The organism is Staphylococcus piscifermentans (genome assembly GCF_900186985.1).
GTDB lineage: Bacteria > Bacillota > Bacilli > Staphylococcales > Staphylococcaceae > Staphylococcus > Staphylococcus piscifermentans.
On record NZ_LT906447.1, the window covers coordinates 1,892,942 to 1,906,367 of the forward strand.

At 38.7% G+C, this 13,426-nt stretch carries 14 protein-coding genes; 4 read left to right on the plus strand and 10 right to left on the minus strand.

What is annotated here, in order from left to right:
- Positions 1-72 precede the first annotated feature (72 nt).
- The 5 genes from pheT to CKV71_RS08815 all read right to left on the minus strand — a co-directional run bounded on the left by pheT (position 73) and on the right by CKV71_RS08815 (position 6,071).
- Positions 73-2,478: a phenylalanine--tRNA ligase subunit beta gene (gene pheT, locus CKV71_RS08790; RefSeq protein WP_095105915.1), complete on the minus strand. Its 2,406-nt coding sequence runs from the start codon at positions 2,476-2,478 to the stop codon at positions 73-75.
- Positions 2,478-3,536, minus strand: a complete 1,059-nt coding sequence (pheS, locus tag CKV71_RS08795) for a phenylalanine--tRNA ligase subunit alpha (RefSeq protein WP_095105917.1) — start codon at positions 3,534-3,536, stop codon at positions 2,478-2,480. The genes pheT and pheS overlap by 1 nt, the downstream gene beginning before the upstream one ends.
- A gap of 330 nt (positions 3,537-3,866) precedes the next feature.
- Positions 3,867-4,613, minus strand: coding sequence for a TrmH family RNA methyltransferase (locus CKV71_RS08800; RefSeq protein WP_095105919.1), 747 nt, complete (start codon positions 4,611-4,613; stop codon positions 3,867-3,869).
- A 647-nt stretch (positions 4,614-5,260) separates the two neighbouring features.
- Positions 5,261-5,434 carry a 50S ribosomal protein L32 gene (gene rpmF, locus CKV71_RS08805; protein WP_002480558.1) on the minus strand — a complete coding sequence of 58 codons (174 nt, stop codon included), beginning with the start codon at positions 5,432-5,434 and terminating at the stop codon, positions 5,261-5,263.
- Positions 5,435-5,519: 85 nt separating this feature from the next.
- Positions 5,520-6,071 carry a YceD family protein gene (locus CKV71_RS08815; RefSeq protein WP_095105921.1) on the minus strand — a complete coding sequence of 184 codons (552 nt, stop codon included), beginning with the start codon at positions 6,069-6,071 and terminating at the stop codon, positions 5,520-5,522.
- 127 nt (positions 6,072-6,198) lie between these two features.
- Here CKV71_RS08815 and CKV71_RS08820 point away from each other — a divergent pair, with 127 nt between their 5' ends.
- Positions 6,199-7,341 (plus strand): nucleotidyltransferase, encoded by a 1,143-nt coding sequence (locus CKV71_RS08820; protein WP_095105922.1) that lies wholly within the window; start codon positions 6,199-6,201, stop codon positions 7,339-7,341.
- 29 nt (positions 7,342-7,370) lie between these two features.
- Complete coding sequence (locus tag CKV71_RS08825) at positions 7,371-8,321, plus strand: ornithine cyclodeaminase family protein (RefSeq protein WP_095107295.1); 951 nt, start codon at positions 7,371-7,373, stop codon at positions 8,319-8,321.
- A 57-nt stretch (positions 8,322-8,378) separates the two neighbouring features.
- Here the strand turns inward: CKV71_RS08825 and coaD are convergent, their stop codons facing one another.
- Positions 8,379-8,864, minus strand: a complete 486-nt coding sequence (gene coaD / locus CKV71_RS08830; RefSeq protein ID WP_046100552.1) for a pantetheine-phosphate adenylyltransferase — start codon at positions 8,862-8,864, stop codon at positions 8,379-8,381.
- Entirely contained in the window at positions 8,857-9,408 is a 552-nt protein-coding gene (gene rsmD, locus CKV71_RS08835; RefSeq protein ID WP_095105924.1) for a 16S rRNA (guanine(966)-N(2))-methyltransferase RsmD, read from the minus strand. Before rsmD ends, coaD begins: the two co-directional genes overlap by 8 nt.
- A gap of 61 nt (positions 9,409-9,469) precedes the next feature.
- Here rsmD and CKV71_RS08840 point away from each other — a divergent pair, with 61 nt between their 5' ends.
- Complete coding sequence (locus CKV71_RS08840) at positions 9,470-9,859, plus strand: DUF7147 family protein (RefSeq protein ID WP_095105926.1); 390 nt, start codon at positions 9,470-9,472, stop codon at positions 9,857-9,859.
- Positions 9,860-9,911: 52 nt separating this feature from the next.
- Here the strand turns inward: CKV71_RS08840 and CKV71_RS08845 are convergent, their stop codons facing one another.
- Entirely contained in the window at positions 9,912-10,166 is a 255-nt protein-coding gene (locus CKV71_RS08845) for a DUF2129 domain-containing protein (protein ID WP_095105927.1), read from the minus strand.
- Between the two features lie 135 nt (positions 10,167-10,301).
- On the opposite strand from CKV71_RS08845, the gene CKV71_RS08850 reads away from it, so the two are divergent.
- Complete coding sequence (locus tag CKV71_RS08850; protein ID WP_095105928.1) at positions 10,302-11,228, plus strand: lysophosphatidylglycerol phospholipase D; 927 nt, start codon at positions 10,302-10,304, stop codon at positions 11,226-11,228.
- A 690-nt stretch (positions 11,229-11,918) separates the two neighbouring features.
- Here the strand turns inward: CKV71_RS08850 and CKV71_RS08855 are convergent.
- On the minus strand, positions 11,919-12,359 hold the full coding sequence (locus tag CKV71_RS08855) for a YlbF/YmcA family competence regulator (protein ID WP_095105929.1): 441 nt from the start codon (positions 12,357-12,359) through the stop codon (positions 11,919-11,921).
- Positions 12,360-12,377: 18 nt separating this feature from the next.
- On the minus strand, positions 12,378-13,418 hold the full coding sequence (locus CKV71_RS08860; protein WP_095105931.1) for a CAP domain-containing protein: 1,041 nt from the start codon (positions 13,416-13,418) through the stop codon (positions 12,378-12,380).
- Between the last annotated feature and the right edge of the window lie 8 nt (positions 13,419-13,426).

The window sequence follows — 13,426 nt, forward strand, 5'->3', positions numbered from 1 at the left end:
ATAGCAAAAAAGCTTCCCTCTCTAGAATGTTTGTACACTCTAGTGAAGGAAGCTTTTTTATTATCTTTCGATTTATCTGATTACAGCGCCTTGTGCAGTTAAGGCTGCTACAATTTCATCATGTACAGCGGACACTTGTTCATCTGTTAAAGTATTTTCTCTATCTAGATAAGCAATACGGATGGCAACTGATTTCTTGCCTGCTTCCATATGTTCACCTTCATAGACGTCAAATACTTGTGCATCTTGCAAGATATTGTGTCCATGTTCTTTAATAGTATGGATTAATTCTGCAGCAGACACGTCTGTATCTACTTCTAATGCGATATCACGTGTTACACCTGGATATTTCGGAATCGCTTCGTAGTTAATATAACCCACTGAAACATTCATGATTTTATCGTAATTCAATTCAAATACATACGTACGTTGCTTCAAGTCATTATCTGCAGCCAATTGCGGATGCAGTTCACCAATAAATCCGATAACCTCTCCATTTAACAAGACATTTGCTGTACGGCCTGGATGTAAACCGTCCATTTGAGCAGCTTCATATTCAAAGTTTAACGCTAATTTTTCAGCTACCGCGTCAATCACACCTTTTGCAAGATAGAAGTCTGCATTTTCTTTCTTACCTTGCCAAGTGTTGCCGCTGTATTCACCTGTCATGATACCACTTAAATATTCTACTTCATCAGGTAATTCTCCTTCGCCATTCGCAAAGAAGACACGTCCGATTTCGTATAAGAAGACATTGTCATTTTTACGTGCCACATTATAAGCAGCTGCATCAATCAAGTGCGGCAGTAAACTTTGACGTAAAACAGCATGTGCTTCACTCATCGGCATCAATAATTCAATGTTTGGACGGTCGCTCACTGAAAATTCTTTGCCACGTGCTTTGGAAATCAAGGAATACGTAATCGCTTCGCTTAAGCCTGCGCCTTCGATAGTACGTTTAACAATACGTGTCTTAGCTTGGCGATCCGTTAATTGGCCACTTGTTACATCTTCAAATACAGGTAAGGTAGACGGAATTTCATCATAACCATAAATACGTGCCACTTCTTCAATCAAGTCTTCTTTAATTTTAATATCTTTACGACGTGAAGGGACATGCACAGTTAAGTTGCCGTCATGATTTTTTGTTTTGAAACCTAATTGTTCAAATGATTGCACGATATCTTCAACGGACATTTCAGAACCGATTGTGCCGTTAATTTTATCTACTGTAATTTCCACAGGTGTGATAAATTCGCCTAAGTCTCCCGCTGCTGCGCGACCTTCTGAAACTTCACCATTGGCGTAGTGTTCTAATAAATAGCAAGCGCGGTCTACTGCTTGATCTACGAATTCAGTGGCAATACCTTTTTCAAAACGACTAGAAGATTCACTGCGCAAGTTCAAACGACGTGATGTATGACGAATGCTGACTGGGTCGAAAATAGCACCCTCTACGACTACATTGTGCGTTTGTTCAGTCACTTCTGAGAAATCGCCGCCCATAACACCGCCAAGCGCGATTGGGGTTTTACCATTAGTAATAACGATATCAGAATCTTTTAATTCACGTTCTGTATCATCAAGTGTTGTCATTTTTTCGCCTGCTTCAGCTTGGCGTACTACAATTTCTTGTGAGCCGATGTGGTCTTGGTCGAACATGTGCAAAGGTTGACCGTATTCTAATAATACATAGTTAGAAATATCGACTACATTATTAATCGGACGAATGCCCGCTTTCATTAAACGTGCTTGCATCCACATTGGTGATGGTGCAATCTGCACATTTTTCACGACGCGTGCGCTGTAATAAGGTACTTTTTCAGGATTTTCCACTTTCACAGAGATTTCTTTTTCCGTAGTAAGGTCTGTTGTATCTGGCTGTGTCTCTGGCAATGTCAGTGGTGCGCCATAAAGTGCTGAGGTTTCGTAGGCAGTCCCTACCATGCTCAAGGCGTCGGCACGGTTCGGTGTCAAGTCGAATTCCATCACTTGGTCGTTTAGGTATAAGGCTTCCAATGCGTTGGCTCCTGGTTCTACTGCTGTCGGGAAGTTATAAATGCCGTCTTCGTAGGCTTTAGGCACAACGTTGCTTGAGAGGCCGATTTCTTGTAATGAACAGATCATGCCTTCTGAACGTTCGCCGCGTAATTTCGCACGTTTGATTTTAATTCCGCCTGGCAGACGACCGCCGACTGTGGCCACGATAACGTATTGTCCAGCATCTACGTTTGGTGCGCCGCAGACGATTTGAACGGGCTCTGCTTCTCCGATATTCACTTGGCAAATATTTAATTTATCTGCGTTCGGATGCGGATTTTTACTTTCCACATAACCGACTACGAGTTTCTTGATTTCTGCTGTGTAATCAATGATATCGTCGACTTCGATTCCTGTACGTGTAATGCGTTCTGCTAAATCGTTAATCGGCTCATTGACAGCAACTAAGGATTCTAACCATTCTTTTGATACTAACATTATGCTTCACCTCTATCTTCAACAGCTTTGAATTGGTTTAGGAAACGAACGTCATTAGTGTAGAAGTAACGGATATCTTCAATACCGTATTTCAACATTGCAATGCGGTCAGGTCCCATACCGAAGGCGAATCCTGTGTATTTGGATGAGTCAAAACCTGCCATTTCTAAAACGTTCGGATGCACCATACCGGCGCCTAAGATTTCAATCCAACCTGAACCTTTGCAGACGTTGCAACCTTTACCGCCGCATTTGAAACATGATACATCGACTTCAACTGACGGCTCTGTGAATGGAAAGTAGCTTGGACGTAAGCGGATTTCGCGGTCTTCGCCGAATAGTTTTTTCGCTAATAATTCTAATGTCCCTTTCAAGTCGCTCATTGTGATGTTTTCAGCAACGACTAAGCCTTCAATTTGTGTAAATTGGTGACTGTGTGTCGCATCATCTGAGTCACGACGATATACTTTACCAGGACAAATAATTTTAACAGGCCCTTGCCCATTGCGTTGTTCTAAAGTTCTCGCTTGTACTGGTGAAGTATGCGTACGCATTAACGTTTCTTCTGTAATGTAGAAAGTATCTTGCATATCACGCGCTGGGTGAGATTTCGGTAAATTTAACGCTTCGAAGTTATAGTAGTCTTGTTCTACTTCATAACCATTCACGATTTCGAAACCTAATCCTAAGAATAAGTCTTCGATTTCTTGGATTGTACGCGTCAACGGATGTGCTGCGCCTAGTTTGATTTGGCGGCTTGGTAATGTCACATCAATTGTTTCTTCTTCAAGCTGTTTGTTCAAACGTTCTTGTTCTAATACTTTTTTGCGGTCAGCAATCGCACCTTCAATCGCTTGTCTGATCTCATTAACAGCTTGGCCGAATTTCGGCTTTTCTTCATTTGATAAATCTTTCATTTGTTTCATCAGTCCTGAAACAGAACCTTTTTTCCCTAAATACTTTACTTTAACGTCTTGCAACGCTTTCTCATCAGATGCCTGAGCCACGTCAGCAAGCGCCTCAGCTTTCAACTGATTCATTTCTTCAGTTTGGATCATGTTTGTTAACCCTCCTATTGATATTGCGGTCTTAAACGGTCTTTTTTCCAATAAAAAAAGACTTCACCCCCTCTTATATGGGACGAAGTCTTCCGTGGTACCACCCAAATTTATGCATACGCATACACTTGTTTATATAATTTATAACGGTATTTAACCGACTTAAATCTCTTTAAGTTGCCAAAAAGGTGAAAAAAACTATATTCAGTTGGAATAATTTGCAGTCTCGATTATTCTCCCTGTTCAACTAAATTTTTATAGTTTACGTCTTTTTATCGGCACATATGCGTTTGTAATCATATCTTATTATAAGTAATCCAAAATTACCGGTCAACCTTTTAATTTATAAATTAAAATACTGCCAGCTATCGCGACATTCAAACTTTCAGCTTTGCCGTACATCGGAATCGTTAAGCGCTCGGTCGTATATTCCAACAACTCCGGATCGACACCTTGCCCTTCATTGCCTAGCAACAAAGCAAACTTTTCTTGTGCAGCAGTGTCATTAAAGTTGATAGCATCTTCTAATGCAGTTCCGTAAACCGGACCGTCGAAATGTTCTACAAATTCTTTAATATCATTGGAAATGATAGGTAAATGGAACACACTACCTTGGCTTGCGCGTAACACTTTATCTTGGAAAGGATCCGCTGAACCAGGTGACATCACGATTAAATCCAACGCTGCAGCATCAGCCGTTCTGATCAATGTACCTAAATTTCCAGGATCTTGAATGCGATCCAGTAACAGCACTTGCTGTGAAGCCTCCGCTTGCTTCGAAACATCCGGCTTTTCAATTACCGCAAAGATACCTTGAGGTGTCACCGTTCCAGACAACACTTCCGCAACTTTGAAATTAATTTGATACTGTTCCTCAGCCGCTTCCACCAACTCAGGCGCAAACCGTTCTGGTTCTACCACAAACAACTGTTGAATCGTTAAACCACTCTTGATCGCTTCATCAATCAAATGTGTCCCTTCCACTAGAATCAAACCCGTTTTATCGCGTTCCTTCTTCTTCTTCAATTTATTCGCTTGCTTAATCTTCGCATTTTGCGCCGACGTAATCTGCTCCATAGCACCAATCTCCTCATTCATCACTTTTACCTTATTTTATCATGCTTCACGAACTTGGGAAAAGAAAGACTTGGAAAGCTGGATTTTGGCAAGAAACGGCTAATTCGGGGGAAGAAAAACTTGGAAAGCTAGAGAATTGAGGAGAGTTGACTTGACTCGTGGGCGGGTGCGGTGCAAGTGGCGGGCGGCACTCGTTATATTGGACATGTTGCTTCTAATCTTGGCCAATATATCTGTTTATTGAATATGAAATGTAAAGATAACGCATGGATTTAGACACTACTTTTTGAGAACTGTCTAAAAAAGCATGGAATCTAGACACTACTTTTCGAGAAGTGTCCAGAAAACACCGGAATCTAGACACTACTTTTTGAGAACTGTCTAAAAAAGCATGGAATCTAGACACTACTTTTCGAGAAGTGTCCAGAAAACACATGAATCTAGACACTACTTTTCGAGAAGTGTCTAAAAAACACCGGAATCTAGACACTACTTTTCGAGAACTGTCTAGAAAACACAACAAACCGGACTTATCCTCGCCGCTCCCTATCCTAAACCACGTCCAACCCTCAGCGCCCTAAACATACATTTCTAAAAAAACATAAAAAAATCAGCTGCACATTTAAGCAGCTGATTTTATACATGCATTATTTTGAAACGACTTCTTCGCCATTGTAAGAACCACAGTTTTTACATACACGGTGAGATAATTTGTATTCACCGCAGTTAGGGCATTCAGTCATACCTGGCACTGATAATTTGAAGTGCGTACGACGTTTATTTTTTCTAGTTTTAGATGTTCTTCTTTTTGGTACTGCCATGATTTAATCCTCCTTAAAATTCAAACACAAAATCTTTGTTACTTTGGAAATGATGATTACAATACTCTCTATTGTACATCAATTTCTATTGCTTTTCATCATAAAATTGTTGTAATTTTTGAAGCCTTGGATCGACTTTCTTAGAACTTTCTTCCTCTGCTTGTTCATTTTGTTCTAATTCGTCTTCGTCAATAACATCCCAACCTTGGCCACCTTGCAGCATATCGTCTATACTGCTGTCATCAGCCACTGCTCGGATAGGCTTTTCTATGATGACAAGCTCTTCTGCAATATCACGTAAATCAATCATTCCGCTTAACGCGAGATGATAATGTTCATTTTCATCATCTTCATCGTCACTGTATTCATGACCTTCTAAATCAAAAATTTCAGTTGTTTCAACGTCAATCGGTACTTTGACCGGTTCTAGTGTACGCGCATCTTCCATCGTATATTCACCAGTGATATGCATGTCTGCAACAACTTCATTTGATTTGACATCAAGCTGACCCTTAACTCGTATTTCGGACAAATCAATGAGTCCTAATTTATCAATTAAATGATTAAAATTTACTGTTTGATCAAATTCAAAAGGCTTACCTTGATATTTTCTTAATTGCGTTATTGACCATTTCATATGGCTTCACCTCTAACAAGCACAAAATTTATTTTAACTTTCTAGCGTAAAGTTGTCAAGATTTTTTCTTAACATCTTGACTTTTTGATACAATAATTATAATGAATTCTGAAAGGACAGATTGCAAATGAAATGCGCTGCATTAATTACTGAATACAATCCCTTCCATAACGGGCACGTTTATCATGCAGAACAAGCCCGCCAAATCGCTGATGCTGATGTAACAATTGCAATTATGAGCGGCCAATTCGTCATGCGCGGCGAACCTGCAATTTACAATAAATTTCTCCGCACACAAATGGCGCTTTCTACCTGTGACTTAGTCGTAGAGTTGCCGGCTTATGCAGCGTTATCAGCTGGAGAATACTTTGCACAAACGGGCGTCGAAGTTGCTGATTATATGAATGCTGATGCGCTTGTATTCGGAAGTGAATCAGGCAGTATACAAGCATTCGAAGAACTCGCCTTGCAAATCAACCATATCGAAGAACATCCGGAATTTCAACTAAAGTTGCGAGAAGGTAAAAGCTATCCCAGAATAATTAACGAATTATTAGAAGAACCTGCGCTATTGCAGACTCCCAACAATATCTTAGGGCTTTCTTATGTACAAGCCATCTTAAAATCGGCGCCGACTATTCAGCCTTTTTCCATACCAAGACATAAAACCGAACATCATAACCAAGTCATTAACGATCAGCATTTCGCGAGCGGAACAGCTATCAGACATGCACTTAATACTAATGATAAGATGTGGGAAAAAGTGGTACCAGAAAATATCCGTTCTCTCTATGTAGAGCCACACTTGAGCATGAACCAACTTTTTCCTTTTTTAAAATATAAGATAATCAGCACTGACCCTGCAGAATTGCACGAAATTCATACAATCAGCGAAGGATTCGAACACCGGATAAAAGCTCATATTATCAACACCGACACCTTTGAACAGCTGATGTCACAACTTAAGACTAAGCGTTATACTTATACCCGAATCCAACGCATGCTAATGAATATCTTATTAAATTTCAAGCAACAAAATAAGCCGAGAACGCTTGAAGCGGTCCGTATTTTAGGAATGAACGAAACAGGCCAGCGTTATTTAAAACAATTGAAACAACAATTTCCAGAACGTCGTTATATTACAAATGTAAATAAAACAAATGCACTTTATTTTCAACCTGAAATTAAAGCAACTGAAATATATAATTTAATCTCAGGTCAAACTCAAACAGATTTCAATACACCCGTAATTAGGGTAAAGAATGAGTAGCGAATAGTTATAAGGAGGCACAACTCATGATGCAAGTATTTTCAGAAACACAAGTAGAAGAGCATTATAAAATGTCAGATGCCATTCGAGATATTGAACAGGCATTCGGACATTTAGAAGACATTCAGCAAGCGCAACGTACAGTGATACCTACTGGCGAAGGCGCAAAAGCTATGCTGTATATGCCTTGTGTGGATTTGAAGCAGCAACTCGGTACGATTAAAATCACATCCATTACACCGGATAATCCGAAATCCGGTAAACCGACAACTCAAGCACAAATTGTGATTACTTCGCTCGATAATGGTGAACATAAAGCAATTATAGACGGCAGCTATCTGACAAGATTGCGTACTGGGGCTTTAAGCGGTATTGCCACTCAATATATGAGTAAAGCAGAGGCACATATATTAGGGATGATCGGTACAGGTGGCATGGCTTATGAACAGTTTCTAGGTAATATGGAAGTTCGCCCTATCGATACTGTTATTCTGTATAACCGTACTACTGAAAAAGCAAAAACCTTCAAACAACGCATTTTAAAAGATTACCCGAATTTGGAAGTCAAAGTAACTGAGGATGTCAGTGAACTGGTTAAACAATCAGATATTATCAACTGTCAAACACCTTCTACCGAGCCTGTTTTTAAAGCGGGAGATGTGCAACCTGGCACACATATCAATGGTATCGGTTCTTACCAACCTTCTATGAAAGAAATAGATTACAACATTTTCCCTAAAGCAGATTGGGTAGTCGTCGATGATTTAGAGGGTGTAAAAGACGAATCTGGTGAACTTATTGAAGCAAACGATGAGGGTGTCTTTACCTTTGAAGAGATTGATGACGAATTAAAAACACTTTCTCTTAATAAGCAAACGCGCAAGAATGATGAGGCGATTACGGTATTTAAATGTGTCGGCGCTGCTTATTTTGACTTAGCAGTAGCCGTTGGAGCTTATCAAAAACTAAATCAAGAATAAATAAAAAACCTCGTTTCGAAGCAATTCAAAATAAATCGCTTTGAAACGAGATTTCTCTTATTTTCCAAACTTTTCTTTTAAAGCCTTTTCCACAGGTTCTGGAACAAACTCTGAGATATCTGCTTTATATTGTGCAACTTCTTTCACTACACTTGAACTGATAAATGAATAATTCGTGCTTGTCATCATATAAAGTGTCTCAACGTCGCTATTCAACTTCTTATTCATAGAAGTTAAACGTAATTCATATTCAAAGTCGCTCACTGCACGCAAACCTCTAATGATAGTTTTAGCGCCGACCTCGTCACAGAAATCGACTAGTAGTCCATTAAATTGATGGACTTCAACATTTGGAATGTCTGCAACAGAAGCTTCAATTAAAGCCATGCGTTCTTCAACAGTAAACGTCCCTTCCTTGTTACTATTTTTCAAAACGCAAATATGAATTTCATCAAAACGTTGTGCCACTCTTTCGATAATATCCACATGTCCGTATGTAATCGGATCAAAACTCCCTGGTATTACTGCTTTAGATTCAGTCATCACGTTCTCCTTTTTCTAATAGCATAGTATCAGTTAACCCATAATGATAACGCTTAATAACCTCAAATGATTGTATATCAATATTTTCTTTATGGTTAAACTCACAAACGATGATACCACTTTTCTTCAATAAGTTAAACTCCTCAATTTTAGCTAGCGCATCATCTATCAATCCCTTTTGATAAGGGGGATCTAGAAATATAATGTCAAATTGGATTTCACGCTTTGCAAGTGCTTTCAGAGCACGATCAGCGTTATTTTTATAAACCTCAGATTGCTTCGTTAAATCTAAGTTTTTCAAGTTGTTTTTAATGATTTTAACTGCTTTGAAATTCTGATCTACAAAAATCATTTCATCCATTCCGCGAGAAAGCGCTTCAATACCTAGGCCGCCGCTTCCTGCAAACAAATCTAACCCGATGCCGGATACTTCGTGCAGACTATTGAAAATACCTTCTTTGACTTTATCCATGGTAGGACGTGTGTTTCGGCCTTCCAAACTCTCCAAAGCTTTACTTTTATGCTTACCAGCAATGACTCTCATCTTACACTTCACTTCCTCTCTAAATCTGTAATATAATTTGGGTAACAAGGAGGTTTCTCAATTGAAACAATCATTTATCGTTTTAGGTGAAGGACTCACCGATTTATTCGAATTTAAAACTTTAATCGAATATGACCACAGCAGAATTAATCGTATTGTGTTCTTTAATAGTCCTGATTCTCACAAAGGGCTCAGTTCTGCGGCCATTATTATGAATCCGACAGAAGGTAATTATTTTCAAGCTATGTACATCATGGTCAATGCTTTTCCATACCCTCATCCAGAAGATAATAAAAAATCTGAAATGATTCGGAATTGGGCGGAACAATATGATTTAACGCTCAATGAATTGGATGTTAAATCTACAGATGATTTCCCTGATTTAGAATTGTATTTCAATTATTTGGTCGGTGTCTTGCGCCTTTATCATTGGATTCCGCCTTTGCAATAAGGTTTAATCTCATGCAAGAAAGGCTATAATTCAGGATACGATTAAACTGCAATTAATTGATTTCGTATTTTTCTTTTTCATACGTTTTCTTTAAATATTTATAAGGTGAACCATCAATTTGGCGCACGTACTTTAATTTCATGAGTCGATTTACAATACGGTCCGCATCATTTTCGTTAATATACATGATGACGTATTTTTGTTGGCGGTTACTATGAATAATGTGACCATATTTACGGATATGACGCTCATGCTTCATATGTTTAAGATAGATAATCAAACTTGTTCTTGGTATGATTTCTGTCATTATCATCACTCCATTACTTTAATCTATAGTATCACGAGTTGACTGAATTGGAAATAACCAACGAACAGCCGCAAACGTGTTTAAATGGTTACACTTATGAAATTAAGTTTAAACTCAATTAGGAGGCTTTTTAATATGGTAAAAATAAGTAGATTACTCAGAAACAGTGTAGCAGGAGCTGCCGGTATTGTCAGCGGACTTATCTTATATTCAAAATTCAAAGGTCAGCCAGAATCTCACCCTATTCCACCTTTCTTTACACGCAAAAATCAATACATTTTTGCACATCGTGGCGGAATGGCATTACGTCCTGAATTAACTCAACTTGCATTTGATACAGCTCAAGATTATGAAGTCGATGGCTTTGAAACAGACGTACGTGTCACTCGTGATGAACAGTTAATTGTTTTTCATGATGCGGAAGTTGACCGTACTACAAATGGTTCAGGTAAAGTGAGCGAACACCGTTTAGATGAAATCCAACGTCTAGATGCGGGTTACCACTTCAAAGACATCAACAACGAAACTCCTTACCGCAATCATCCGGATGCTAAAATTATGACATTCGACGAATTGTTGGAAGCTTACCCAGAAATGTTGATTAATGTAGATCTTAAAGATCATCCTGATTCAATGGAAGGCCAAATTGCACCTGAACTCATTTATGAATCTATTGTCCGCCATAACGCTCAAAATCGCGTCTTGGTCACAAGCTTTTATCAAGAACAAATTCGCCGCTTCAACGAAATCAGTTTAGGTACAGTCGCGATTGGCGCGAGCGAAGAAGAAGTAACAGTCGGCTTAATGAAATTCTTCGCTGGACTCGGCAATATGTTCGAAGTGCAGGCCAACACTTTCCAAATGCCTACAACTTACCACAATATCCCGTTAACTTCTGTGCGTTTAATCAACTGGTTGAATGAACGTAATATTGTACCGGGTTACTACGGCGTAAATAGTATCGACTTGATGGGCGACCTCTTCAATAAAGGTGCGCATACTGTAGTGACAGATCGTCCTGATCTTGCATTCCAATATCGCCAAAATCAAGTTAAAAAATAAGAAATTGTATGGGGGGAACGCAACAGAAATAATATTGGTTCAAATTATTTCGTCGTTCTGCCCCAGCAAGGCTAACTAGAATAGGGAACAGAACAGAAATAACATGGGCTAAAATTATTTCGTCGTTCTGCCCCGGCAAAGCTAACTAGAATAGAAAAAAGCTTGGAACAAGCGTATTTTCTATTCAGATAGCTACTGCCAATTTGGAACAAGCGCATTTTCTATTCAGATAGCTACTGCCCGTTTAAAGAGAGGAGCTAAGACACTATTATGTCTAGCTTCTCTTATTTTATGAGTGCGCCTAAGAATATAAAAGAAATTTTTGGCGGGTTAGATGTAATAAGTGTTAAGGCGCTGTTTGTTCGCCTATACAGTTTGAGGTCAAAGTGTTAAGGCGCGACTCGACCGCCTATACAGTTTAGGGTCAAAGTGTTGAGGCACGACTCGACCGCCTATACAGTTTAAGGTCAAAGTGTTGAGGCGCGACTCGACCGCCTATACAGTTTAGGGTCAAAGTGTTAAGGCACGACTCGACCGCCTATACAGTTTGCGGTCAAAGTGTTAAGGCACGACTCGACCGCCTATACAGTTTGCAACAATTATCATCTTCCCCAATGAGCCAAAGCCTTCAAAATCAAAAAACGCCCAAATCAAAAGCTGTACGCTTCTGACTCGGGCGCGTCATATTGATTAAGCATGTACTTTGCATTGGCATGTACCGCCAGTGCTGCAGCCATGCATATCTGTTCTGAAGAATGGATTTCCGACTTCGACTTTCACATGTTCCGAAATCGATGTTGCAATAATAGTAATCACTTCATCTACTAAATTCTGCAATTCAACTTCTTGTTGTTTATATGCCATAACGGATGGCACCATTTCATATTCACGTTTGCATTTTCTAGTCGCTCTTGTTACTTGTTGATAATCTGGATGATATTTTCCAAAGCGCATGACTTCATCATATCTCGCTTTATTTTTCATAAATTCTTGATAGCGCGCATGTGCTACTGGATCATCATTCATGACTGAACGGGCTTTCGTATATGCCTGATAAATATCTGAATCTAAAATCATATCACTTACTTTATCTACTTGGTCTAATACATCAATAACCTCAGTATTTATCATTCAAGTCACCTTCTATCTTTAATCTTCTATAAATATTAATGTGTAATAGCCATCCATGACATCGCCGCCCATTTCTGTATATTGGGTATTCAAGATTCGTGAACGGTGGGTATCGGAGTTCAACCAGCTATGCAATAGTGTGGGAACATCATTGAAATCATAACCGACGTTTTGCCCTACTGATTTAAAATGTACCCCTCTATCATCAAGTTGCTGTTTTAAAGCCGCTTCAGTAAATTCAACACTTTTATTATTTGTACTTTCATATAAGTTGACTGAAGCAATGTGACCTAAATCATTATTCACTTTAAAAGGCTTTAAGCCTTTTAAGTTTCTGATTTGATTGGTCACTTCGTATAAAGTCATCAGTTGATTTGCATTTTGCTCGTACGGTTCTTCTTTATGATTATTTTCAATAGTTTTATCGTCAGATGCTTTAGTCATTTGATATGGATTGAACATCACGAGTGCTTCCGGATCTAAGAAACGCACTCCGACTACTTTATTATTTTGTTGGTCAATATACACTTGGGCATATTCATCACCATATTTAATCAACATTTGCGTTTTCATGTCTTCATCTGAAAGTTCTAAATCATATTCCTTACCGTTTGCTTTAATACGTGGTTCAGGATTAATGCTTGTATTTTCAAAAATGTGCGAAGCATTTTGATTAATTTTAACTGGTGATATTTCAGCTTTACTTCCCGTTGCATATACTGATTTGATTTTATTTTCTTTAGTCGTTACGATGTAGTATTGATTATTTTCTCTAAAGACATAATTCTTGTAATTATCATGATATGCATAAACACGATCTGCTTGGCCGAATTTCTTAGTCAGCAGACTAATATCATTATTAATCCAAGTCCCTATTCCTGTTTTAGGTTTAGGATTTTCTGTTTGATTATTATTTTTTTTAATTAGTTCAGTTTTCGTCGGCGCTTTCTTATTTGGGTTCTCTAAAACATCAAATTTCAGCCGAGGCGAATAAAATAAATAAATAAGAAAAGTTATGAGCAGTAAAACGCCGATAACTTTAATAAGTAAATTCCTCATTCTCCGCC

Coding starts and splice junctions, on each gene's coding strand:
- CKV71_RS08855 (WP_095105929.1), bottom strand. CDS start 12,359: ATGATAAATACTGAGGTTATTGATGTATTAGACCAAGTAGATAAAGTA.
- pheT (WP_095105915.1), bottom strand. CDS start 2,478: ATGTTAGTATCAAAAGAATGGTTAGAATCCTTAGTTGCTGTCAATGAG.
- rsmD (WP_095105924.1), bottom strand. CDS start 9,408: ATGAGAGTCATTGCTGGTAAGCATAAAAGTAAAGCTTTGGAGAGTTTG.
- CKV71_RS08825 (WP_095107295.1), top strand. CDS start 7,371: ATGCAAGTATTTTCAGAAACACAAGTAGAAGAGCATTATAAAATGTCA.
- CKV71_RS08845 (WP_095105927.1), bottom strand. CDS start 10,166: ATGACAGAAATCATACCAAGAACAAGTTTGATTATCTATCTTAAACAT.
- CKV71_RS08820 (WP_095105922.1), top strand. CDS start 6,199: ATGAAATGCGCTGCATTAATTACTGAATACAATCCCTTCCATAACGGG.
- CKV71_RS08860 (WP_095105931.1), bottom strand. CDS start 13,418: ATGAGGAATTTACTTATTAAAGTTATCGGCGTTTTACTGCTCATAACT.
- rpmF (WP_002480558.1), bottom strand. CDS start 5,434: ATGGCAGTACCAAAAAGAAGAACATCTAAAACTAGAAAAAATAAACGT.
- pheS (WP_095105917.1), bottom strand. CDS start 3,536: ATGATCCAAACTGAAGAAATGAATCAGTTGAAAGCTGAGGCGCTTGCT.
- CKV71_RS08850 (WP_095105928.1), top strand. CDS start 10,302: ATGGTAAAAATAAGTAGATTACTCAGAAACAGTGTAGCAGGAGCTGCC.
- coaD (WP_046100552.1), bottom strand. CDS start 8,864: ATGACTGAATCTAAAGCAGTAATACCAGGGAGTTTTGATCCGATTACA.
- CKV71_RS08815 (WP_095105921.1), bottom strand. CDS start 6,071: ATGAAATGGTCAATAACGCAATTAAGAAAATATCAAGGTAAGCCTTTT.
- CKV71_RS08800 (WP_095105919.1), bottom strand. CDS start 4,613: ATGGAGCAGATTACGTCGGCGCAAAATGCGAAGATTAAGCAAGCGAAT.